General features: G+C 59.4%; 23 protein-coding genes. 7 read left to right on the top strand and 16 right to left on the bottom strand.

Annotation, left to right across the window (positions count from 1 at the left end):
- Window positions 1-25: 25 nt before the first annotated feature.
- Entirely contained in the window at window positions 26-1042 is a 1017-nt protein-coding gene (locus ACTRXA_RS05960) for an RNA polymerase factor sigma-32 (RefSeq protein ID WP_442426292.1), read from the bottom strand.
- A 204-nt stretch (window positions 1043-1246) separates the two neighbouring features.
- Here ACTRXA_RS05960 and ACTRXA_RS05955 point away from each other — a divergent pair, with 204 nt between their 5' ends.
- Both ACTRXA_RS05955 and ACTRXA_RS05950 read left to right on the top strand, forming a co-directional pair.
- The gene (locus ACTRXA_RS05955) at window positions 1247-1492 is read left to right on the top strand and encodes a YHS domain-containing protein (RefSeq protein ID WP_442426291.1); all 246 of its coding nucleotides are present in this window, start codon (window positions 1247-1249) and stop codon (window positions 1490-1492) included.
- Window positions 1493-1648: 156 nt separating this feature from the next.
- Window positions 1649-2212, top strand: coding sequence for a hypothetical protein (locus tag ACTRXA_RS05950; protein ID WP_442426290.1), 564 nt, complete (start codon window positions 1649-1651; stop codon window positions 2210-2212).
- Window positions 2213-2412: 200 nt separating this feature from the next.
- Here ACTRXA_RS05950 and ACTRXA_RS05945 read toward each other — a convergent pair whose 3' ends face one another.
- On the bottom strand, window positions 2413-2850 hold the full coding sequence (locus ACTRXA_RS05945; RefSeq protein WP_442426289.1) for a hypothetical protein: 438 nt from the start codon (window positions 2848-2850) through the stop codon (window positions 2413-2415).
- Between the two features lie 138 nt (window positions 2851-2988).
- Here ACTRXA_RS05945 and ACTRXA_RS05940 point away from each other — a divergent pair, with 138 nt between their 5' ends.
- From ACTRXA_RS05940 to ACTRXA_RS05930, 3 genes are all read left to right on the top strand, one after another.
- A complete protein-coding gene (locus ACTRXA_RS05940; protein WP_442426288.1) occupies window positions 2989-3546 on the top strand; it encodes a hypothetical protein in 558 nt (185 codons plus the stop codon).
- 29 nt (window positions 3547-3575) lie between these two features.
- Window positions 3576-4817, top strand: a complete 1242-nt coding sequence (locus ACTRXA_RS05935; protein WP_442426287.1) for a cation:proton antiporter — start codon at window positions 3576-3578, stop codon at window positions 4815-4817.
- A gap of 128 nt (window positions 4818-4945) precedes the next feature.
- Window positions 4946-5572 carry a hypothetical protein gene (locus ACTRXA_RS05930; protein ID WP_442426286.1) on the top strand — a complete coding sequence of 209 codons (627 nt, stop codon included), beginning with the start codon at window positions 4946-4948 and terminating at the stop codon, window positions 5570-5572.
- A 21-nt stretch (window positions 5573-5593) separates the two neighbouring features.
- Here the strand turns inward: ACTRXA_RS05930 and ACTRXA_RS05925 are convergent, their stop codons facing one another.
- The 9 genes from ACTRXA_RS05925 to pheA all read right to left on the bottom strand — a co-directional run bounded on the left by ACTRXA_RS05925 (window position 5594) and on the right by pheA (window position 14105).
- On the bottom strand, window positions 5594-6019 hold the full coding sequence (locus tag ACTRXA_RS05925; protein WP_442426285.1) for a DUF1566 domain-containing protein: 426 nt from the start codon (window positions 6017-6019) through the stop codon (window positions 5594-5596).
- 89 nt (window positions 6020-6108) lie between these two features.
- Window positions 6109-6915: a nitrilase-related carbon-nitrogen hydrolase gene (locus ACTRXA_RS05920; protein ID WP_442426284.1), complete on the bottom strand. Its 807-nt coding sequence runs from the start codon at window positions 6913-6915 to the stop codon at window positions 6109-6111.
- Window positions 6916-6977: 62 nt separating this feature from the next.
- A complete protein-coding gene (aroC, locus tag ACTRXA_RS05915; RefSeq protein ID WP_442426283.1) occupies window positions 6978-8045 on the bottom strand; it encodes a chorismate synthase in 1068 nt (355 codons plus the stop codon).
- 168 nt (window positions 8046-8213) lie between these two features.
- Complete coding sequence (locus ACTRXA_RS05910) at window positions 8214-8528, bottom strand: integration host factor subunit beta (protein ID WP_442426282.1); 315 nt, start codon at window positions 8526-8528, stop codon at window positions 8214-8216.
- A 231-nt stretch (window positions 8529-8759) separates the two neighbouring features.
- A complete protein-coding gene (gene sppA, locus ACTRXA_RS05905; protein WP_442426281.1) occupies window positions 8760-9674 on the bottom strand; it encodes a signal peptide peptidase SppA in 915 nt (304 codons plus the stop codon).
- Between the two features lie 38 nt (window positions 9675-9712).
- Window positions 9713-11404 (bottom strand): 30S ribosomal protein S1, encoded by a 1692-nt coding sequence (locus ACTRXA_RS05900; protein WP_442426280.1) that lies wholly within the window; start codon window positions 11402-11404, stop codon window positions 9713-9715.
- Between the two features lie 54 nt (window positions 11405-11458).
- Window positions 11459-12154 (bottom strand): (d)CMP kinase, encoded by a 696-nt coding sequence (cmk, locus tag ACTRXA_RS05895; protein WP_442426279.1) that lies wholly within the window; start codon window positions 12152-12154, stop codon window positions 11459-11461.
- Window positions 12151-13026 (bottom strand): prephenate dehydrogenase, encoded by an 876-nt coding sequence (locus ACTRXA_RS05890; RefSeq protein ID WP_442426278.1) that lies wholly within the window; start codon window positions 13024-13026, stop codon window positions 12151-12153. Before ACTRXA_RS05890 ends, cmk begins: the two co-directional genes overlap by 4 nt.
- Window positions 13027-13031: 5 nt before the next feature.
- The gene (gene pheA, locus ACTRXA_RS05885) at window positions 13032-14105 is read right to left on the bottom strand and encodes a prephenate dehydratase (RefSeq protein ID WP_442426277.1); all 1074 of its coding nucleotides are present in this window, start codon (window positions 14103-14105) and stop codon (window positions 13032-13034) included.
- Window positions 14106-14228: 123 nt separating this feature from the next.
- Here pheA and ACTRXA_RS05880 point away from each other — a divergent pair, with 123 nt between their 5' ends.
- The gene (locus ACTRXA_RS05880) at window positions 14229-14537 is read left to right on the top strand and encodes an MTH1187 family thiamine-binding protein (protein WP_442426276.1); all 309 of its coding nucleotides are present in this window, start codon (window positions 14229-14231) and stop codon (window positions 14535-14537) included.
- A gap of 69 nt (window positions 14538-14606) precedes the next feature.
- On the opposite strand, the gene ACTRXA_RS05875 is transcribed toward ACTRXA_RS05880, so the two are convergent.
- A complete protein-coding gene (locus ACTRXA_RS05875) occupies window positions 14607-15455 on the bottom strand; it encodes a GNAT family N-acetyltransferase (RefSeq protein ID WP_442426275.1) in 849 nt (282 codons plus the stop codon).
- 23 nt (window positions 15456-15478) lie between these two features.
- Window positions 15479-18256 carry a [protein-PII] uridylyltransferase gene (gene glnD / locus ACTRXA_RS05870; protein WP_442426274.1) on the bottom strand — a complete coding sequence of 926 codons (2778 nt, stop codon included), beginning with the start codon at window positions 18254-18256 and terminating at the stop codon, window positions 15479-15481.
- A 610-nt stretch (window positions 18257-18866) separates the two neighbouring features.
- Between glnD and mdh the strand changes: the two genes are divergently transcribed.
- Complete coding sequence (gene mdh, locus ACTRXA_RS05865) at window positions 18867-19811, top strand: malate dehydrogenase (protein WP_442426273.1); 945 nt, start codon at window positions 18867-18869, stop codon at window positions 19809-19811.
- 10 nt (window positions 19812-19821) lie between these two features.
- Here the strand turns inward: mdh and ACTRXA_RS05860 are convergent, their stop codons facing one another.
- The 3 genes from ACTRXA_RS05860 to ACTRXA_RS05850 are packed head-to-tail and all read right to left on the bottom strand — an operon-like array spanning window position 19822 to window position 21665.
- The gene (locus tag ACTRXA_RS05860; protein WP_442426272.1) at window positions 19822-20919 is read right to left on the bottom strand and encodes a metallophosphoesterase; all 1098 of its coding nucleotides are present in this window, start codon (window positions 20917-20919) and stop codon (window positions 19822-19824) included.
- Window positions 20920-20934: 15 nt separating this feature from the next.
- Window positions 20935-21237, bottom strand: a complete 303-nt coding sequence (locus ACTRXA_RS05855) for a hypothetical protein (protein WP_442426271.1) — start codon at window positions 21235-21237, stop codon at window positions 20935-20937.
- Complete coding sequence (locus tag ACTRXA_RS05850; RefSeq protein WP_442426270.1) at window positions 21228-21665, bottom strand: arsenate reductase ArsC; 438 nt, start codon at window positions 21663-21665, stop codon at window positions 21228-21230. Before ACTRXA_RS05850 ends, ACTRXA_RS05855 begins: the two co-directional genes overlap by 10 nt.
- Between the last annotated feature and the right edge of the window lie 55 nt (window positions 21666-21720).

The raw sequence follows: 21720 nt of genomic DNA, 5'->3' as shown, positions 1-21720 counted from the left end.
TAATTAACGTATTTTGGCGGACCGGTCAATTGTTGAAATAATTCTCGACTTCGGGGAGTTGCTCGGCGAGGTACAACTTGAGCTTTTTCAACAGGCGCTGTTCCGCCTGACGCACGGCCTCGCGGGTGATGCCGTAGTTTTCTCCGATTTCCTTCAGCGATACCGGATCCTCCGACAGGATGCGCGTGGCGATCAGTTCGCGCTCGATGGGTTTGAGCTCGTCGAACATCTGTTCGATCTTTTCCCGCACCAGGCGGTGAAACTGCTCGACCTCCAGTTCCTCGTCCGGGGTCTTGCCGTCGGTGAGGGTTTTCATCGGCGTCATGGTGCTGTCCGGTTGCGACGGCGTTTCCATGGACACATCCGCCGCACCCAGGCTGGCCTCGACGTCGATCACATCCTGTTCGTCCACGCCGAAATGCTCGGCCAGCAGCTTGGGCGAGGGGTCGACGCCTTCGGCGATCAGTTTTTCCTTGGTCTTTCTGAGGTTGTACAGCAGTTTCCGCCTCGCGTTGGTGGTGCCCACTTTCACCAGCCGCCAGTTGTCGAGGATGAACTTCAGGATATAGGCCTTGATCCACCAGCTGGCGTAGGCGGGCAGGCGCACGCCGCGGAAGGGATCGAAATTCTGCACCGCTTTCATGAGGCCGACGTTGCCCTCCTGCACGAGGTCCATGGTGTGCTGCCATTCGCGGCGGAAGGTGAGGGCGATCTTCACCACCAGCATCAGGTTGTGCGTGATCAGCTTGTATGCCGCTTTCACGTCGCCCGTTTCCTGATACTTGAGGGCGAGCTCGTGTTCCTCTTCCGGGCTGAGTTCGCCGTACTGGCGGATTTCCTGAATGTAGGCGGCCAGGGGATCGAGCGGCGCGAGCGCACTGGAGCCGCCCACCATCGGCAGATGGCGTTCCTCCTCGTCCTCTGCCTGCCCGGCGTCCTCGTCTTCGGCGTCGAGCACGTCCGGTTCCAGCGGCATCGAATCGGAATCGTCCAATGCCTCGTCGTGCTCGCTGTCGTCTTCGTGTTTCCAGTCGTCGTTCATGATGTATCCAATTTGTGCCCGGAAACGTGCAGTCCCCGCGCAGGGCATTGCCCGTTTGCCGTGGACCTTGTCCACCGACCTGCTTTCATACCGACCCCCGTTTCGGCCACGGGGTGAATCACCACAACCCGCTCGGCCTGCCTGCGTTGGCTCCAGGCTGTGCCTGCCGTTGAATGGACGGGGGATTCCACGTACAATGCAGTCATGGCACGATTTGCGCTGATTGCGCTGGGCATCCTTATTTTGTTTTTCCTGTTCCGCTGGGCGTTCGCTTCGCCTTCCAGGAAGGCGGAAAACCCGGACGCGACGGATATGGTGAAAGACCCCAACTGCCGCATGTATGTCCCCAAACCGGAAGCCATCCGCAAAACCATCCAGGGCAACGAACTCTTCTTTTGCAGTGAGAAGTGCGCCGAGGAATACCGGAACAAACAGGCATCGGCCCGGTGAGGTGCCCGTTTTCAGGGCTTCCCGCCGTGAGGTCCTCAACGGGGCCTGGACGCCTTGTTAAGTAATTGATTTCAAAGGTGACCCAAGTTTAGCGTGTTTTCATTGTATCATACCCGCATCGGGTAAAAGAAAGCCCCCTTGCGGGGAGAACGTTTTTTGAAAGGAATCGATGTGTTGGATTTAAGGAAGTGGATCGGCCTTGCGGTCCTGTTGCTCGCGTGGCTGGTTACGCCGGCAGGAGCGGAGGAAGAAGGCAGGCCCTGCGAGCCGGTGGAAACGAAAAAAATCAAGGTGGAAGGGTACATCAACCGTGAACACACGCGGGAGAAGCGGCAGATCGTCAAGGAGTTTGTGGAGATCGGCCATACGCAGTCGCGCATCCGTCCGTTTCCTATGGGCAAGACCTCCAAGGTGGTGGCGGTGGGACGCTGCGTGCCCGCCTATATCGCGCGCCATGTGCTGAACACCAGTTTCAAATACACGGAAGGCATCGAGAGCCTCGTCAACCAGGCGTTTTTGCATTCACACTGGATCGGCATCGGCGTCACCATTTTCGATGAGCCGTCGCAACAGACGGTGACGAAAGAACAGGTGGAACAACTGCTCGATCCAAAGTTGAGCGATGAAGAGTTTCACGCCCTGTACCGCAAGTTTTCCATCCAGGACGACACAGTCACCTTCATGGGTCTTGAAAAACCCAACGTCAAAAAAGTCGACTAGGGGGCAGGGCCCCCGGCCAATGGGGCAAAATGAGCGGGGTGTTGTGATTCACCCCGTGGGCGAAACGATGGGCCGGTGGAAAACAGATCCGTTCCCCCTTGCAAGCGGGAACAAGAAGGACCCTCGGTGACCTCCCCTGCAACCCCTCCTTGAAAAGGAGGGGAAGGAAGAAGGCGGTTTTTTTGGGAAGCCGCATAAACTTAGCCCGCGCAGGCTGCGGCGACGCCGGGCACCGGAACATCCGGGTTCATGGCGGAAGTGATTTCCCCGTGGATCAGATAACGCACCAGCCCGATGGCCGACTCCTCCCGCACCAGCAGGCGTTTCATCTCTTCCCAGCCGCACTGGTTGCCTTTCTTGAAGGCGTCATTCCAATTCAGGTGCAGTGACTGGTTCAGGTAGTCCGCCCCTTCCATTTCGAACACGTGTTCGTACACATCGATCAGCACCTGGAACCGGTCCGACTGGTTGTGCACCTGGAAGGCGTCGAATCCGCCGCTGGTGAAACCGAAGATGTAGCCCAGCGCGTAGGGCGAGTGTGACCGCGTGGTCTGTTCCTGGCTTTGCGATAAAGCGATCAGAAATTGCATGTTCAGGTTGCGGGTCACGAACTGGCTCAATCCATTTATCGTTTTCATTTTTTTCTCCTTTTTTAGTCAGCGCCAGACTACTCACAGCCTGTTGGGATTCCGTTTGGTGGTTATGAGAAGTGCGCTTGGTTTTGCCTGCGGAATGGAGGAGAATGATCAAATAAGGATGTGCGAAGGAGGTGCGGGTTGAAAAGGTTGGGGTTTTTCAGGTGGATGGTGGTGGGGCTTGTGTTGCTGCCCGGGTGGACCGCCTTCCCCGCAATGGCTGCGGAAGAAGCCCCGTGTCCGTCCATCGAGGAGCGACCGGTGAAGATCGAGGCCTGGCTGGCGAAACGTCTGGAACCGCAGTTTCCCGCCATCCGCAAGGAAATGGCGCTGATGGGGTTCACGCGTGTGGCATTGTGGCCCTACCCGGCGGCGGAGAACCCGTCGAAAGTCGTCGCCATCGGTCGCTGTGTTCCGGCCTACATCGCCCGTCATGCCCTGCAGCAGGCCCTGTACCATTTCGGCGGTGTGCAGGCCCTGGTGCACCAGAAATTCGTTCACGACCACTGGATCGGGCTCGGAACTTCATTATTCGCGGAAAGCTCGTTTCAGCCCATCACGCTCAAACAACTGCAACGCCTGCTCGATCCGGGCCTGGGCACCGACGAATTCCAAAGTTTGTATCGTCAATACACCGTGCAGGATGTTAAAGTACCGGCTTTCGGACTGGACCTGCCCAACCCGAAGCTGATGAAGTGATTCCGCTTCAAACCTTCCCAAGATAACCTGTGCCCACTTTCGACCTCATCGCCATCCTGCTGTTCCTGACCGCGACGTTCGCGTACCTGAACCACCGGTTTTTGAAGATGCCGGCGAGCATCGGCCTCATGGCCATCGCCCTGATGTTTTCGCTGTTGCTGGTTGCGGTGGGCGAGCTGGCGCACATCCCGGCGCTGGAAGAAACCGCGCGGGTCATTCTGGAAGGGGTCGATTTCGAACGCCTCCTTTTGCACGGCATGCTGGGGGCGCTGCTGTTCGCCGGGGCGTTGCACATCGACCTCGGCGACCTGGCCAAACAGAAATGGATCATCACCCTGCTCGCCACGGTCGGTGTGGTGCTGTCGACCTTCCTCGTGGGTGGATTCATTTACGGTGTGGGGCGGGTGCTGGAACTCGACCTGCCGTTTATATACTGTCTCGTTTTTGGTGCGTTGATTTCGCCGACCGATCCCATCGCCGTGCTCGCGATTCTGAAATCCGCCAACGCGCCGAAAGAACTGGAGACGAAGATTGCCGGGGAATCCCTGTTCAACGACGGCGTCGCCGTGGTGGTGTTCCTGGTGATCGCGGGCATCGCCACCGGAGCCAATGAGCCGACGTTTGGATCGATCGCCCTGCTGTTTGTGGAAGAGGCGGTGGGGGGCGCGCTGTTCGGTCTGGCCACAGGTTATATCGCCTACCGGCTGATCCGCACCGTCGACAATTACCAGGTGGAAGTGCTGATCACCGTCGCGCTGGTCATCGCAGGCTATGCCGCGGCGGAGGCCATCCACGTGTCGGCGCCCATTGCGGCGGTGGCGTCGGGCCTCCTCATCGGCAACCACGGCCGCACGTTTGGCATGTCCGAGACCACCATCGTCCACGTGGACACGTTCTGGGAGTTGATCGATGAAATCCTGAATGCCGTGCTGTTCGTCCTGCTGGGTTTGGAGGTCCTGATCCTGGTGTTCGACGGCTCCAGCCTGCTGGCGGGCCTCCTGGCCATTCCGCTGGTTCTGCTGGCGCGGATCACCGGCGTGTCCATCCCGGTTTACCTGCTCAAATTCCGCCGCGAGTTCCCGCCGAAGACCATCCGCATCCTCACCTGGGGTGGATTGCGCGGCGGCATCTCCATCGCTCTGGCCCTGTCCTTACCGCCCTCGCCGCAACGCGACACCATCCTCATGATGACCTACGTGGTCGTCGTGTTCTCGGTGCTGGTTCAGGGACTGACCATCGGCAAACTGGTGCGTTCCAGCCTGAAACCGTAACTCATTTAAAATCAAATAGAGAAAAAATTATTTCCAAACGCGATTCAAATTCAAGTTTACCGGTCCGGGTTTGGTCGTTACCATGAATATAGCAGTGAGTTTTTCCACGCTCTACCCCGCAAGGAACCATGGATTACGATACCGTCATGGCATACAGTGCACGCCTGTTTCACCAGTATGCCAGCAGCAGGGCTTTAACCCACCAGCATGCCTTTGCCCGGGCTCTGCAGGAGAATTCCGAGTTCTATGACGACGTGCGCCGGGAATTTCTGGACACGTTGGGCCGCATCTGCGCCGGCAAGGATCATTACGCACAGAAGTGTGCGTTGAGGGAGGTGCTGATGGGGCATGCCCGCAACCGGGTGATGTGGGAGGAGTTCTTCCAGAAACGGTGGCTGGACACCGAGAGGCAGTTGATTTACGTGTATTTCAAGGACGCGTGGGGCAACGTGCCGTTTGGCGAGTTTAAGCAGAAAACCGCGTATTTCCAGCTGTATTCCGCGGCCCTGCAAACCCTGTTTCAGGCCGTCCTCGACCGCTATTATGACCAGGTCATCAAGAACAGTTACGCACCGCTTCTATTGAAAAGTTACCGGTCCTACTACCGCAAGCTGTTCGAGTCCATCCTCTGCCACAGCCGCGGCGAACCCTATCCGAACATGGACGACGTCCACCGGCTGAAAAATTTCATTTCCGGCATCGAAAAACCCGCTCTTTCCGGCGACGAACGCGCCTACGACCTGACCGAAAAGTAAATCCGGTTTGAAAACGGTGTCTTACCCGCGGCGCACCAGGCGGACGGCGTGGGAGATGGTCTTGTCGTTCTTCTCGTACCAGTAGGGACAGCCGTTGATGTAGAACAGGATCTGCGCTTCCTTGCCGCGCTCCTCCGTCGTCCAGGTGGTGTTGCCCGCACCCGGCGGGAAGATGGAGTCCATGCGGATGTCCCCGCCCTTGAAGTCCTTGTTCAGCTTTTCCTCGTCATACAACGACGCCGCTTCCTGAAAGCTGGGCAGGCGCCAGTCGTTGTGCCCGCCAAAGTTATCCGCGTTGACCTGTTTGGCGTATTCCTGCGCTTCGTCCCACGTCACTTCTTTTTCCAGATCGAGGTAGGAATCGGTGGCCTTCCAGGTGAGGCTGGTCTGCGAGTCGTAGATGGTGCCGTTGTCGCTTTTGATGAAACGGGATTTGGGCTTGTCCATGGGTCTCCCTGTGCAAATGAAAAACCGGGCCGTTCAGAGGTCCGGAGTCAGTTCGGTGATTGTCTGAATTCCAATCTATATAGCAGAATTCACGGGATTCTGTAAAGGTCCTCGCGGCGGTCGGCGATCAGGTCGTTGTGCGGGTTGATGCTTTTGTTGCGCGCGTTGGCGAGGTCGATTTCCACCACGTGGTCCTCTTCATTTTCTTCGGAGGCGCGCACGAGGACCTCGCCGTCCGGGTCCACCACCTGGCTCTGCCCGATGAACCGAAGGGTTTCGCCCTCGATGCGGGATTCGGAACCGACGCGGTCGGCGGTGACGGCGAACACGCGGTTTTCCAGGCAGCGCGTGATCATCGACTGCGGGCAGGTCAGAAGGACCAGGTTGGAAGGGTGGGCGATGACGTCCGCGCCCTTGAGCGCCAGCGTCCGCGCCGTTTCCGGAAACCGCCAGTCGAAACAGATCATGATGCCGACGCGCGCCTTGCCGATGTCGAATACCGGCAGGGGCAGGTTGCCCGCGGCAAAGATGTTTTTTTCCGTGTCGAAAATATGTGCCTTGCGGTATTTGCCGACGTAGCCTTCCGGACCCGTCAGCACGGCGGAGTTGTACACCGTGTCGCCTTCCACTTCCGCCAGCCCGGCCACGATGTGCATGCCCAGGTCGTGGGAGAGCTTCATCAGGGCCCGGGTGGTGGGTCCGTCGGGGACCGGCTCCGCGAGGTCGCGCGCTTCTTTCTGGTTGCGGAACTGGTAGCCGGTGGTGAACAGTTCCGGCAGGACGACGAGGTCGGCATCCATGCCGCTCAGGCGCTGTTCCACCTGTTTGAGATTGGTTGCGATGTCGCCGAACACCGGCAGGGTTTGCAGGAACCCGACTTTCAGGGGTTGTTTCATGATTTCAGTGTATCAGATGCCAGGACGCGGGCAAGGGGTCCGTGCGGGTGAATGGATCGGCTTTATAACTGGGCCTGTTTCTGCCGCAGGAGGTGGTCGATGAGCACCAGGGCGACCATCGCTTCGGCCATCGGAACGGCACGTGGCGCGACGCAGGGGTCGTGCCGGCCTTCCACGCGAATCTTGGCTTTCCTGCCTTTCTGCGTCACCGTGTCCTGCTCGCGGTTGATGGACGACGTCGGCTTGACCACCATGCGCAGAACGATGTCGTTGCCGTTGGAGATGCCGCCCAGCACGCCGCCGGCGTTGTTGGTCTTCGTCGTGATCTTGCCGTTTTTGGCGATGAACACGTCGTTGGCTTCGGATCCGCGCAGGCGGGCCGCTTCGAAGCCGATGCCCACCTCGACGCCCTTGACGGCGGGGAGGGACATGAGACCCTTGGCCAGGTCCGCATCCAGCCGGTCGAATACCGGCTCGCCCAGTCCCGCCGGGACGCCCTTGGCAACGACCTCGATGACGCCGCCCAGCGAGTCGCCGTCCTTGCGCGCCTGCAGGATGGCCTCGACCATCCGCTCGGCCATCTTTTTGTCGGGACAGCGCACGATGTTGTTCTCGATTTCCCTCTGGCTGAAGGACTGCATGGCCAGGTCCCCGATCTGCCGGGTGTAGGCGAACACTTTGATTTTGTGGCGGGCCAGCAGTTTTTTGGCGATGGCCCCGGCGGCGACGCGGCCTACCGTCTCACGCGCGCTGGAACGGCCGCCGCCCCGGTAGTCGCGGAAACCGTATTTTTTATCGTAAGTGAAATCCGCATGGCCGGGCCGGTACAGGTGCTTGATGAGTTCGTATTTGGAGGAGTCGGCGTCGGCGTTTTCCACCATCATGGCGAGCGGGGTGCCGGTGGTCTTGCCCTGGAACACGCCGGAGAGGATGCGGATCTGGTCCGGTTCCTTGCGCGTGGTGGTGACTTTGCTCTGCCCGGTGCGGCGGCGGTCGAGCTCTTTTTGAATCTCTTCGGCGGTGATGGGCAGTCCGGCCGGACAGCCGTCAATGACGACACCGATGGACTCGCCGTGAGACTCGCCCCACGTCGAAATACGAAACAGTTGTCCAAAGGTATTGCCGGGCATGGGGCGTGCGTTTCCGTTTCAATGCAAGTGAGTACAGGCGGGCTGGCGCAGGGATGCGAACGGCCCGGGGAAAACCTGGGTCCAAAACACAAAAAGCAGGGCAAACCCTGCTTGCTCCATCTGCCAAATACTTGAGGTCGGGGGAGAGAGAACTGTTAAATCAAGGGTTTAGGTGTCGTGGCCCGAAGAGTTGTCGTCGCCCAGGGCCTGGTCGTCCACCAGTTCCCGCAACTCCTTGCCTGCCTTGAAAAAAGGAACCCGTTTGGCCGGGACGTCCACCCGGTCTCCGGATTTCGGATTTCTGCCAATGCGGGCATTGCGGCTTCTTACACGAAAACTGCCGAAGCCTCTCAGTTCCACTTTTTTACCTTCCGCCAAAGATTCGGTGATGCTTTGAAAAACCGTGTTTACGACAACCTCAGTTTGCTTTTTGGTCAAATTGATTTGTGCCGAAACTTTTTCAACCAACTCCGCCTTGGTCATTCAAATCTCCCCATCAAAGATTGATTTTTGCCGAAAGTATATCACTAAGGTCAACGAAGTCAAGAGTTTTGCAGGCTTTACGGGATTTGATTCGAAAAAACGAAACTCCCCCGAATGGAGTGAAACGAGTGGAATTAAAAAGAAAAATATCGGATATACTAAATAGATGGGGGGAGGGAGGACTGCGTCCGGGGAAGCGGTGCTATTAGTTTAACTTATTGATTAATAAGGTTAGGGAAGCCACAGATAGAGCAGGCGGGGCAGTTGCGTGGGCCACAGGGAGGTTTCAAGGCTTTCGCTTACGTTGGCTCCCAGCAGTAGCTCCAGAAGGCTTTTTTCCGGCCGTTCCACCACAATTCGGGGGCGCCCTTCGATGCCGACCGCCTTTGCCAGCTGCTGGATGGTTTCTTCCAGCCCACCCATTTCGTCTACCAGTTTGTAGTCCTGGGCCTGCCTGCCGGTGAAGACGCGTCCGTCCGCAAATTTGCGGGCGGTTTTTTTATCGAGTCCGCGGCCCTCCGCCACGGCGGTGATGAACTGGTCGTGCACGTCGTCGGAAACCTTCTGCATGTAGCGCCGTTCGGACTTGGTCATGGGGCGCGTGGGCGACCCGATGTCCTTGTACTTGCCGCTTTTGATGACTTCCGGCTTGATGCCGATCTTGCCGATCAGTTCGGTGGCGTTGGTGAAGGCCATGATGACGCCGATGCTTCCCGTCAGGGTGCCGGGGTTGGCGTAAATGCGGTCGGTGGCGCAGGCGATGTAGTAGCCGCCGGACGCCGCCATGGAGCCCATGGAGGTGTAGATGGGTTTCTTGTCGGCGCGGATGCGCAGGACTTCCTCATAGATTTCCTGCGACGGCGCCACGCCGCCGCCGGGAGAATCCACACGCAGGACGATGGCCTTGATCTCGTCGTCGCGCCGGTAATTGGACAACTGCCGGACGATGTCGCCGGAGTCCATGATGACGCCGGTGACCTCGACCAGCGCGATCTGCTCGCGCCCGTTGAATTCGCCGCCGCCCAGGAAACGGCCCAGCACGGACGACCCGGCGAACAACGCCAGCAGGATGAACAGGAACCACCAGAATCCCTTGCTGAAACTCCTGCGTTCCTTCTTGCCGGATTCTTTCGCCGGATTGTCCATGTTTCGTTTCCTCTTTGAGCGAAAAAGGAACCCTCCGGTCAGGAGGATTCCCCTTCTTCTTTCGCCTCGTCATCGAGTTGCACGTCCTCGATTTCGGAAGGATCGAGGTTTTCCTCGTACGCCTTGATGCTGAGGCCGATCTTCTTGTTGGCCGTGTCCACCTTGATGACTTTGGCCTTGATCTCGTCACCCACCTTCACCACCTTCTCCGGGTGCGTGACTTTTTTCGAACTCAACTGCGACACGTGGATCAAGCCTTCCAGCCCGTCGTCGAACTCGGCGAACGCGCCGAAGCCCGTGACCTTCACGATGGTCCCCGCGACCTCCTTGCCCAGCGGGTACTGCCCGGGGATGTCGTCCCACGGGTCGGCTTCCAGCTGTTTCATGCCGAGGGAGATGCGGCAGTTGTCCTTGTCGATGTTCAGCACCACCGCCTGCACCTTGTCTTTTTTCTTGAGCAGTTCGGAAGGATGCTTGATCTTCTTGTTCCACGACATGTCGGAGATGTGGATCAACCCGTCGACGCCGTCCTCGAGTTCCACGAACGCGCCGAACTCGGTGAGGTTGCGCACGATGCCCTCGGCGGTGGAGCCGATCGGGTACTTCTCTTCGATGTTCTCCCAGGGGTTGGGCTCGGTCTGCTTCATGCCGAGGGAGATGCGTTTCTTTTCCTTGTCGAGCGTCAGCACCACCGCTTCCACGCCGTCGCCGATGCTCACCATCTTGCTCGGGTGTTTGACGTGACGGCTCCACGACATCTCGGAGACGTGCACCAGGCCTTCGATGCCTTTCTCCAGCTCGACGAACGCGCCGTAGTCGGTGATGGAAACCACCTTGCCGTTGATGCGGGTGTTGACCGGGTACTTCTGATCCACGTCCACCCACGGGTCCGGGGTGATCTGCTTGAGGCCCAGCGACACGCGTTCTTTTTCTTTATCGTACTTGAGCACCATGACGGTGACCTTGTCGCCGATGGAGAACATTTCCGAAGGATGGTTGACGCGGCCCCAGGACATGTCGGTGATGTGCAGCAGGCCGTCGATGCCGCCCAGGTCGATGAACACACCGTAGTCGGTGATGTTCTTGACGATGCCGTCCACCTGGTTGCCTTCCTCCATTTTCTGGAGGGTGTCGGCGCGCGCGTGCTTGCGTTCCTCTTCGAGCAGGACGCGGCGGGAGAGCACGATGTTGCCGCGCTTCTTGTTCATCTTGATGATCTTCATCTTGAACTTTTCGCCGATCAGCTTTTCCAGGTTGCGCACCGGCCGCAGGTCGATCTGCGAGCCCGGCAGGAAGGCTTTCAGGCCGATGTCCACGGTCAGGCCGCCCTTCGCCTTGGCGACCACGGTGCCCTCGATGATCTCTTCCGCTTCGAAGGCCTTGACGAGCTTCTCCCAGATTTTGATCTTGTTCGCCTTTTCCTTGGACAGGACGACGATGCCGTCCTGGTCCTCCACCCGCTCGAGGTACACCTCGACTTCGTCGCCGACGTTGAGCGGTTTCTCGCTTTCCGGGAATTCGTTGAGGTTGATGACGCCTTCGGATTTGAAGCCGACATCGACGGTCACCATGCCGTTGCCCACGTTGAGCACGCGGCCGTTGATGATTTCGCCTTCGCGGAATCCGGTCATGCTTTTTTCCAGGTAGGCTTCCATCTCCGCCCGGATCTGCTTGTCTTCTTCGGTCATTTCTTCGACGGTTTCGTCGAGATCAAAATCTGTGTTACTCACAATGTTGGTCCTCCAGGATGCACCAGGTACTGCGGTTAAAGGTTGATAATCCAGTTACGGTTTGCTTTTCATTTCTTCGGGTGCGGATTCAATGGCCCGCACCATCTGCTCCACCACCTCGTCTATGGAACGGGAAGTGGTGTCGATCAACATCGCGTCCTCCGCCCTGCGAAGCGGCGAAGCGGCGCGTGTTTTGTCTTCGTGGTCGCGTTGCCGCACCTGCTCGACGATCTGGTCGAAATCGAGGTCCGGGTCCGTGCCCTTCATCTCTTCGTAACGCCGCCGGGCGCGTTCCACCGGGTCGGCGTCGAGATAAAACTTTTTCTGCGCGTCGGGAAAAACGACGGTGCCGATGTCGCGTCCGTCCATCACCACGTCGTGGTTGCGTCCCATCTCGCGTTGCTTGGAAACGAGGATCTCCCGCACCTCCGGGTTGGCCGCCACCACCGCCGCCATGCGCCCGACGGTTTCGTTCTTCAGTTCGCGGGTGAGCTCCCGGCCCTCGACGAACACACGCTGGCTGCCGTCGTCCGCCGGTTTGAATTCGATGTTGAGGTTGCGCGCCACCTCGGCCACCTCGTCCGCGCCTTCCTCGCCGTCGGTGGGGTCGATCCCCACCTGGTCGGCTTTCCACGCCACGGCGCGGTACATGGAACCGGTCTCGATGTACCGGAATTTGAGCCGCCGCGCCACCATGCGCGCGACCGTGCTCTTGCCGCTTCCCGCGGGTCCGTCGATGGCTACGATCATGAATTCTGTCCTACCAGTTTGCCGCGGTGTCCGTTGGCGTTTTTAAAAGATTCTTTCAGGCCGGCGCCGTCGTCCTGTTCAATCTGTTTGCGGATGTCTTCCAGCGACCGGGAGAACCGGTCGATCATGTCCAGCACGTGTGTTTTGTTGGCGAGGCAGATGTCGCGCCACATGACGGGGTCGCTCGACGCGATGCGGGTAATGTCGCGCAGGCCGCCCGCCGACAGGTTCAGGATGTCCTCCTGGTCGGAGGTCTTGAGCTGGCCGACGGCGTTGATGAGGGCGAAGGCCACCACGTGCGGCAGGTGGCTGACCGCGCCGTAAATGAAATCGTGCTCGTCCGCGGTGAGAATCTGCACGCGCATGCCAACCGCTTCCCAGAATTGCTGAATCCGTTCGAGCGTGGCTTTATCGGTGTTGTCCGTCGGCGTCAGGATGCAACGCGCACCTTCGTACAGGTCGGCGGTCGAGGCGTCCAGGCCCGATTTTTCCGCCCCGGCGATCGGGTGTGCCGGCACGTAGTGCACGCCTTCAGGAAGCAGCGGTTCGATGTCTTTCACCAGCGGCTCCTTGACGGAACCGACATCGGTGACGATGCACCCCGCGTCCAGGTGCGGCGCCATTTCGCGAAACCGTTCGACGATGCTGGCCACCGGCGAGCACAGGACCACCAGGTCGGCCCCGGCGACGGCGTCTTTGAGATCGGTGGTGCCGTGGTCGATGACGCCCTGTTCCTCGGCGCGCTTCAGGTTGTCGGCGTTCCTGCCGAACCCGGCAATGCGCTCCGTGAGCTGGCGCTCCTTGCACACCTTGGCGAGCGAGGCCCCTAGCAGGCCCACGCCGATGATGGTCATTTTGGTAAAGGGTTGCATAACGTTCAGCCGTTCCACGGATACGAACCGAGCACGCGGAAATACATGCACCGCTTGCTGACGGTCCTGATGACTTTGTCGATGCCGGGGTCGTCGATGTGGCCTTCGAAATCGACGAAGAACAGGTACTCCCACGACCGGTTGCGCAAAGGCCGCGACTGGATCTTGGTCAGGTTGATTTCGTTTCGCCCGAACACCTGCAATATTTTGAGCAGGGACCCGGCCTCGTCCTGAATGGAAAACATGACCGAGGTCTTGTTGCGTTTCGCCTTCTTCGCGGGTTCCTTGCCGATCACCAGGAACCGCGTCGTGTTCTGCGCGCGGTCTTCGATTTTTTCCGCGATGATTTTAAGATCGTAAAATTCGGCGGCCAGCTTGCCCGCAATGGCGGCGGCGTGCTTGTGTTTGCTCGCCATCTCGGCGGCGACGGCGGTGCTGGAAGTCGGGATCTGCTCGATGCCGCCCGCGTGGCGGTTCAGCCAGCTCCGGCACTGCGCGAACGGCTGCGGGTGCGAATACATTTCCTTGATGTCGTCGAGGTTGCCGGTCTTCGACAGCAGGTACAGGTTGATGCCGAGAAGGACTTCGTCCGAGATGTGCAGGTTGGAATCGACGAAGCAGTCGAGCGTCAGGTTGACCACGCCTTCGGTCGAGTTTTCGATGGGCACGATGCCGTAATCGACGTGACCGCGTTCCACCATGGAGAAAATGGATTCGATGGACGACGCGGGTTCGAACACGGACGAATGGCCGAACGCCTTGATCGCCGCCTGGTGGGAAAACGTGGTCTCCGGACCGAGGTACGCGATGCGCAGGGGTTTTTCCAGCGCCAGCGTGGCCGAAAAAATTTCGCGGAAGATGGATTCGATGGAATGCGCAGGCAGGGGCCCCGCATTGAGGCGCTTCATGCGCTCGAAAATTTCGCGTTCCCGGTGCGGGACGTGAAAATGATTCGACTCGTTCCTTTTGCTTTTCTCTTTGCCGATTTTGATGGCCAGATCGGCGCGCCGATTGAAAAGCTCCAGAAGCTTTTCATCGATCTTGTCGATCCGGTCACGGATCTCGTCAATTTTGCCCAAACGTGTGTTACCGCCTTTTCTTGGAATTTCCCTGAGGGAGGCCTTGATGATTCCACACTTCCCGCCTAAAATGCAAGCACTATTTAGCGGGTTAATTCATTGTAATCAGGGAGAGAAACCATCATGATCCTTTTGGAATTCAGCATGTCGCCGATGGACAAGGGGGAGAGCCTGAGCCCCTACGTCAGCCGTTCTCTGGATATCGTTTCAAAAAGCGGCGTCCCATACCGCCTGACCCCCATGGGCACCTGCCTGGAGGGCGAATGGGACGAGGTGATGAGCGTCATCAAGCAGTGCTACGAGAAGATGAGCTCCGACTGCAGCCGCATCACCTGCTCGATCAAGATCGACTACCGGAAGGGCAAATCGGGGCGGCTGGACTCGAAGATCGCCTCGGTCGAAAAACAGCTCGGCCGCGAAGTGAACAAATAGAACGCCTGGACGGCTTTTTATTTCGAAGGAAAAACAGGTTTCCCCGCCTCAAAGGGGCCGGTTCCCTCCCTATCCCCACGCTTGGGAGGCGAGGGCGAACAGGTGATCGCGTTTGCCGGGGAGCGACGGCGCGTCTTTCACCATCACCGGCTGGGTGTCGAGTTCCTTGAAGCCCGCGTCCAGCAGGGTCTGCACCAGGTCTTCGCGCCGGCTGGAGACGTCGATGCGCACCGGTCCGCCGTTGTGGTCCGCCATCAGCGCGGAGAGCAGGTCGATTGCCGAGAAGCGGTTGAAGGCGATGAGTGGGCCGATGAGCAACTGCTTGTCCTGCTTCACGCCCATCGCGTACCCCAGCAGGGTTCCCTGCGGGTTGGTGATGCGGAGCGTCTTTTCCGTCTGCCGGTAGCGGATGCGGAGCAGTTGCGACCGGTCCGCGCCCACCACCTGCTGGTCCACCGAAAGCACGGGGACGAGATCCTGTTCCTTCAAAGGCTGGATGCTCTGCTGCAGGGAAAAGGTGGAAACGGGAGGCGAGGTTTTGGGCGGCGCTTCCAGTTTATGAATGCGTTCCATCTCGCGGAAGCCGAGTTTTTCGTAATATTCTTTCAGGCGGCTTCCGGCCACCAGCATGGCCGGTTTGTTTTTCGGTTCGCGCCGGTCGAGAAGGTGTTCGACGATTTTTCGGCCTACGCCTTTTTTCTGCCGGGACGGAGTGACCAGCAGCATGCCCAGGGTGCACAGGGCCGGGCCGTAGTCGAACAGCGCACCGCAGGCAGTGGGAGCGCCGGATTGGTCCCGCTCACCGCACACGTATCCGGACTCCAGGATGGCTTCCCAGTCGGCTTGCGTGTGCTCCCAGCCCGCTTCCTCAGAGAGGGTTTTCAGGCCGGGGAGATCGTCTTTGGAAAACGCCTCCATACAGGTCCGTCATTATATCCGGTTCAGGGAAGCTCCTCCAGTTTTTCCACCAGCAGGCTCTGGATGATCTGTTCCTTGATGCGCTGGATGAGCGGCTGGAACAGGATTTTGCCGCCGCGCAGCGACACGGAAAAAATGTCGATGCCGCGCCCGCCGCGGGTGGCGATCTTCGCCCGGTGCAGCTCAATGCCGAACTGCGCCAGCGTGTAGACGATCTTGTACAGCATGCCGGGGTGGTCGCGTGCATCGATTCGAACGCGGGTGAAGCGGTCTTCCGGGAAGTTTTCGATCTGGATTTTGGGCTCGATGCCCTCGTTTTCCCCGCTTCGTTTGTGGAAACGCGTGCGGGTTCGCAGGAGTTCGTTTAGCGTGACCTTGCGTTCCAGAATGCGGATCACGTTGTCTTCCACCTCGCGCCAGACGGCGGGCATGTCGTCGTATGCGTTCTGGATATTGCGCGCGCTGACCTGGATGATGAGGATGGTCAGGCCGCCGTTGCCGGCAAAAATCTGCGCCCCCAGAATATTCATTGCCTTGGCGGTGAGGGTACCGACCAGGTTTTTAAACAGGTGGATGTCGCTCGGCCCGGCCACCACCAGGTTGTAGAACCCCCCTTTTTCGTGATACGTCGCCTTCAGGCTGAACGGCCGCTCCCCCATGCCCTGGATGAGGCGGATGTGGTCGGCGATGTCCTCCGAGGACTCGGTCAGGAAATAATCTTCCGGCATCGTCCCCATATGGTCGCTGATGACGGTGCGGTCGAACTCGTCCGCCAGCAGGCTGTACACGGCGTTGCGCGTGGCCTTGGGTTTTTCGTCGATGGATTCCGGGCGCACCAGGTAGTTGCGGGTGCGGTGGTAAAGCTCGGTGAGCAGGATGTTTTTCCATTCCGTCCAGGTCTCTGGCGCCACCGCACGCAGGTCCGCGTAACTCATCAAGAGAAGGAGGTCCAGCCGTTCCGGCTGACCTGCCAGCCTGCCCAGCTCGCGGATGGTGGGGGGATGATGGATGTCGTGATGGAACGCGAGCTCGTTCATCATGTTCTTGTTCTTGACCAGAAAGTGCAGCGTGCCCTGTTGTTTCGGGGTCAATTGCAGGCGCTGGGCCACTTCCGTGAGCGGGCTTTTCTGGTCGACTCCATCCAGATCTTCCGGCCGGTTGCCGAAGGTCTGAAGCAGGCACGCCAGCTTCAGGATGCTGCGGTCGGGAAGCCCGGTATAAACCTGTTTGAGTTTTTCCAGGTTGGTCTCCTTTGAGGTGTTCAGTTCTTCCAGAAACCGCACCATGCGAAGGGCGTGTTCGTCGCTCGTGTAACGGTGATAGAAATCGTAATGGACCTCAAACAGCGACTCCTCGAATTCCGGAAGCAGTTGACCCAGCACCCCCGCCTCGTGCAGTTGCCTCAACTGGGGAAACGCCTGGTTGGACCGCAGCAGGTCGAACAGGAACGTGATGGCCTGCCGGCCGCGGATGAAGTCCTCGTCCAGAAAATGTTTGTTCAGGCGGACAAGGCGCTTGAGATGCGCTCCAGGTTCCAATTTATGGTCGCGGCACAGGGTGAACGCAGTGAGGAGAAGCGAGCGGTCTTTTTCGAAAATATCGTCGGCGTGGTCGGCCACGCGCAGTTGCGATTTGTAGGCGAAAAACCCGTGGCCCAGTTTTTTCTGCTGGAAGGTGGTGATCACTTTCTGGATGAGGGGACGCGACTCCAGGCACCGGTGGAACACCGCTTCGGAGATGGTGTGGATGTGGGTGGCGTGACGGAAGTAGTCGCGCATGAACCGCTCCACCGCCACCGTGCCGCCGCCCTCATACCCCAGGTGATGGGCGAGGTCCATCTGGATGGAACGCGTCAGCACGTCGGCTTTCTTGCCCGTCAGGTAATGCAGTTCGTTGCGCACCCGCAGGAGGAAGTTGACCGACTTCTTGAGCGTCTGCAACTCGTCCGCGTCGAGGATGTCGTCGCGGTTCATCTCGCTCAAAGACGCGCCGTCGAAGCACATCGCCACCGCCCACATGGCGACGTGGTAGTCGCGCAGGCCGCCGGGACCGTTTTTGATGTCGGGCTCCGGATGGCTGGTGACGCCTTCGCCGCCGTCCGGGCGGGAGAAGAATTTGCGGAGCGTGGTGTCCAGGTAGTCCTGGGCGTGCTTTTTGAGCACGTTTTTGTAAACAGTGTCCCACAGCCTGCCGTACAGGGCCCGGTCGCCGATGAGAAACCGCGTCTCGATCATGGAGGTGCGCACGGTGGAATCGTCCCGCGCCAGGGACTGGCATTCCTTGAGGGTACGGCAACTGTGGCCGATCTCCAGGCCGATGCCCCACAGAACGGAGATGACCTCCTGGATGAAGGCATCGAGCTTCCTGTCCATCTTCTTGTTGAGGAGGAACAGCAGGTCGATGTCCGAACGGGGGTTGAGCTCGCCGCGTCCGTATCCCCCTACCGCCACCAGAGCAAAGCGGTCGGCCAGGGTTTCGTCCCGGAACGGCCCCAGTCCGTCGATGGCCAGCACCACGTGCTTGATGGTTTCGTCGATCAGGCCACAGTGCGCCTGGATCACCTCGCGGCCGCCCGCGCCGGAGCGGTGCCAGGCTTTGATCTTGTCGCGGCTTTTATTGAGGAAGGCCTTGAATCGCTGAAAGTACGCCGAGCGCTGACGGGGGTCTTCGGGAATCGCCTCCAGTTGGGCGAAATCCGCTCCGAATTCAAATTGTATGGAAATCTCGTTCATGAAAGACCCGTGCGGTTCGGATGGGACGGCGCGGTCGTTGCCGCCCGGGGCGGCGGCGTCACGTACCAAAGGTTGGATTTATAAACGATTTGCATCATGGGGAAAAGGGAAAACCGTTGATTCCGAAAGAGCCGGCGAAGGGGGCCGGACGGGTTGCATGAAACGGGATTCGTTGTGCGTCATAAATCAAGAGGCCTTGCACGCCTTCCGGCGCGGTCATTTTCAGGGCTGCGGGGGCCCGCTGGAAGTGGTTGATTCTGCGTGCCGAGGGCCCGGCCGGAAGGCCAAATTTGCTTGACAAAGGGGGCCTTATAATTTAGTTTACCCCATTCATTCAAGCGTGTCAGGCTTACACGTCAGGTCTTGTCCGTTCATACCGTTCTTTCGTCCAGGGGCCGATTTGCAGAAGTTCGCTGGACCCTTCCCTCCGTTCAGATAACAAACCGGGTGTGTTTGTTGCCCAACGAAGCGAAGGAGGAGGCCGGGGGCGACGGAAACAGGACACGCGAAGTGTGGAATTGCCGGTTCCGGATTCAACGGATCGGCCTTTGGATTGGAAACGGGGACCGGGCAGCTTCCGGTTCCGGACCGTTTTACAGGTAAACAACAGCTGTGGGGCCCGCAGGAGTCGTCCCCACCTTATTGATTCCGTGGTTCCGTAGAATAAGGATTTCGGACGATGCGTAAAAAAATCACCGTTGTGGGCGCCGGGCAGGTGGGCACCACGGTCGCCCAGTTGACCGCTTTCAAAAATCTCGGCGATGTCGTTCTCATCGACATCGTGGAGGGCATGCCGCAGGGCAAGGCGCTGGACCTGCAACAGTCCGGCTGCCTGCAGGTATTCGACAGCCTCATCGTCGGCACCAACGACTACAAGGACACCGCCGACTCCGACATCGTGGTCATCACCGCCGGCGTGCCGCGCAAGCCGGGCCAGGACCGCGCCGACCTGCTCAAAATCAATGCCGGGATCGTCAAGAACGTGACCGAGCAGATCATGAAGTATTCCAAAAACCCCATCATCATCGTCGTTTCCAACCCGCTCGACGCCATGGTGTACCTGGCCAAGGAAATTTCCGGCCTGCCGCGGGAACGTGTCATGGGCATGGCGGGTGTGCTGGATTCGGCCCGCTTCCGCACGTTTGTGGCTTTGGAACTCAACTGCTCGATGGTGGACGTGGACGCCATGGTGCTGGGCGGGCATGGCGACTCCATGGTGCCGATGCCGCGCTACACCACCGTCTCCGGCATCTCCATCACCAACCTGATGAAACCCGACCAGATCGAGCGCCTGGTGAACCGCACCCGCAAGGGCGGCGCGGAGATCGTGGGCCTGCTTAAAAACGGCAGTGCGTTCCTCGCACCGGGGGCCTCGGTCGTGAAAATGGTGGAAGCCATCCTGCAGGACAAAAAACGCATCCTGCCCTGCACGGCCTACCTGGACGGGGAATACAACTGGAAGGGCATCTTCTTCGGCGTGCCGGTGGAACTGGGTTACAACGGCATCACCAAGATCATCGAGCTCGACCTCACGGCCGAAGAAAAGGAAATGCTGGACACCTCGGCGAGAGACGTGCAGGTCACCATCGACGAAGTGGACGCGTTCCTCGGCAAGAAAGTCTGATCGCTCCCGCTCACGGGTTGCGGATCGTCACCGTATCGTAAAGCGTCACCCCCGGCGGCTGTCCGTCGCATTCCAGGGGCACCGTCTTCCACACCTTCATATTGGGTCGCCAGCGGGGATTCCCCTTCGCCGACTCCGGCGTGCACACGCGGAAGGTGTGGACCGTCAACCGGTGGTCGTCCATTTCCACAGTCAGGTAATGGAACATGAGGGCCCGTTTGGCCAGGGCCTGCTTCACCTCCGGCGGGGCCGCGTTTTTGTCCCTGCCGGAAAGGTCGGCGAACGGCTTGAAGGTCGCCCCACCGCCTCCCGCCACAATGTGCGTCACCCCTTCGCCCTGCAGGTAATCCGACTTCTCCACAAACGGAAGGTTGCCGTAGTTATCCGGCACACCCAGAGGATAAAACCGCTCGTAGGAATGCTGGTTGCCGGCGAAGACGAGGTCGGGCGAAAGCGCGTTGATCTGTTTCAACACCGTCTGCCGCTTTTCCTCGTACCACGCGGTGGTGAGCGCCGGTTCGTGGAGCGCCACGATCACCCACTGGTGTTTCGACCGTGCTTTCTCGATCAGCGGCTTCAGCCACGGGGTCGGGTCCTTCCAGTCGTACGCATCGAGCACCACCATCAGGGCCAGTTCGAGATTCATGACGCCCTCGCGCGCACCGGGTCCGGGTTGGCCTTTAAAGGAATCGAAGGGCGTGGCCATCGGTACGATCTGGTCCCAGCAACCGGAAGCCTTCGGTTTCCATTTGACTGGCGGCAGGTCGTTGTCCCCGGCAACGAACACACGCACCGGAAACGGCGCGGCCAGCGTCTGCTTGATGGTGTGAATGTAACGGTCGGGGCAGGTATCGGGAAACAGTTGACCCTGGTAGACGAAGTCGCCCAGGTGCAATAGGACCATGGCGTCTTCATTTCGCATGGCGGAGACCACCGCATCGAAACCCGGACGGTAGGCGCGTTCGCCGATGCCGGTGTCGCCCACCACCACCATCTTGATCTGTTCTTCTTTATGCGCGGCAACGGGCTGGATGCCGGTGACACTGAAAACCAGCGCGAGAAGGTACGGGAGAAGGCAAGGTCGGTGCGGTTGGAATCGGCGGAGCATGGGGGCCTCCTCGATCTAAAAGCTTTGCGTCACTTCCATGTGCAGCCAGCGGACGATGGCGAGCAGGACCACCGATCCCCCCACCAGGGTACCCAGCACCAGGTTGGTGACGGGTTGCTCGCGCAGGCGTTCCTGCACGATCAGCACCACCCCCCAGCTCGACACCAGGAAGCTGAAGGCGATGGGCAGAATGAGCATCGGCGCCGCGGCCCACTGGCCCCAGCCCTCGAACTGGTTGACGTACCACCAGAACGTTCCGAACAACAGGAGCGGCAACGGGCACGTCCAGTAAAACACCTTGTGCGGGATTATGGGCAATGCAAACTCTCCGGCAGGGTTTCGATGCAGGCTTTGATCTCGTCGCGCACGCGGCGGTAATGCACCATCGCTTCCTCTTCGGTTTTCGCGTCGGCGGCCAGCTGCGGCGGGTCGTCGAAACCGCGGTGCACCACCTGTGCCTTGCCGGGAAACGACGGGCAGGTGGCGTCGGCATGACCGCACACGGTGACGACATAATCGAAGGGCACGGACATGACGTTATCGACGTGCTTGGAGGCGTGGCCGGAGATGTCCACCCCCGCCTCCCGCATGGCTTTGACGGCCAGCGGATTCAGGCCTTTGGGGTCCACTCCGGCGGAATGCGCCTCGATGGCGTCGCCCTTCAGGTGGCGCGCCCAGCCCTCCGCCATCTGGCTCCGGCACGAGTTTCCGGTGCACAAAAACAGGATTTTGCATTTCTGACCCATGGTGGCCCAAGTGTAGCACAGGCGGTCCGCCGGGAAAGCCTTAATCTTTGAATAT

The organism is Nitrospina sp. P1_D6, from assembly GCF_052156615.1.
In the GTDB taxonomy this organism is placed as follows: Bacteria; Nitrospinota; Nitrospinia; order Nitrospinales; family Nitrospinaceae; genus Nitrospina.
The sequence above is the reverse complement of the archived record's forward strand: the minus strand, read 5'-3'. Positions and strand labels throughout refer to the sequence as shown.